Origin of the sequence: Deinococcus radiopugnans ATCC 19172 (assembly GCF_006335125.1) — a bacterium.
In the GTDB taxonomy this organism is placed as follows: domain Bacteria; phylum Deinococcota; class Deinococci; order Deinococcales; family Deinococcaceae; genus Deinococcus; species Deinococcus radiopugnans.
Map to the genome: position 1 here is coordinate 1 of NZ_VDMO01000065.1, position 1,189 is coordinate 1,189.

The window sequence follows — 1,189 nt, forward strand, 5'->3', positions numbered from 1 at the left end:
CCTCAGTAGCTGACAACTTCAGTTTCCGGCTGTCCCAGTGCGGGAAAAGGGCGTATCAAGACGTGGAGAATCTCGCCGATTCTCTCCGGGACCCACCGCAGCACATGGCGCAATTCTTCCGAGCCATAGCGCACCAGGCTCATGGCCTTCCGGCCATGGGCTAGCATCCGAATTGGTTTCATCTCATGCCGCCAGACGCCCACCCGGAGGCAAGCCAGCCAGGCCAGGGTCACCAAACCAAACAGTCGCTCCAACCGTGTGGGGTCGGTGACTCCGGTCCGCTCCAAATCGAAGCCCCGCGACTTTTGCGAGCTGAAAGTAGACTCGATGGTCCAGCGAAGCTTGTACAGCTGCCACGTTTCCCACACATGAAAATCCGTCGCGATGATCACCAGGTCACCCGCGGGTGACCTGGTGGCCACCACCCGCATGGGTTCACCAAACACCTCAGTCCGCTCCGCGATCATCCGGAACTGACCAGGTTGCAGCTCCCGGAACCACTCGTCTGCTGACAGCTCGTCCAGCACGGTGTCCTTCCGAATCCGGATGGCCCGGCGAATCCCTTTCCGGCGGAGAAAGCGGAACCACTCGGCCCCGATGAACTCCCGGTCCGCCACCAGACCCTTCCAGCGTCGCGCTGGAAGGGCCTCCAGCAGTCGTAACACCAGCCACATGCGTGCCCGGGTGTCGCTGTTGCCCGTATGGTCCAGGGCCACCCAGACGAGCGGAATGGTGAAGCCGTGGACTACCGCACCCAGGACCAACAGGTTGAGCGGCGAATCGCCGTGTTCCCAGGTTGTTCGGTCCACGCTCATCAGGATCTTGCCCGGGGGAAGATGCACCAGCAATAGGGCCAGAAAGACCTGAGCCGTGAGCTGCTCATCGTGAACGGCGCGTTCCACGCGCCGCTTCTTGGCTTCAGGAGAACTGGTGCCGGGCAAATGCGCCCCCAGATCTCGGTGGTTGACGCTCTGGGCCATGATCATGGCCAGAACAACGTCGACGGCACGCTGATGCGTGTCGATACGGAGCGAGGGGACACAGGCTTTGAAATGGGCGGTGAGTTCGGTAGCCTGTGAGGCGGCGGGTTTTGGTGGCTTCACACCTCAAAACACCGCCATTTCTCGTTTCTGTCGAGGGACAGACCGGAAGGTGACCTTCCCGCCGTCTGGGACGACTAAAAAATGAA

Annotated in this window: 1 protein-coding gene; it reads right to left on the reverse strand. The window is 61.1% G+C overall.

The window, feature by feature from the left end; translation table 11 throughout:
• Positions 1-2: 2 nt before the first annotated feature.
• Entirely contained in the window at positions 3-986 is a 984-nt protein-coding gene (locus tag FHR04_RS20665) for an IS4 family transposase (protein ID WP_139405052.1), read from the reverse strand.
• Between the last annotated feature and the right edge of the window lie 203 nt (positions 987-1,189).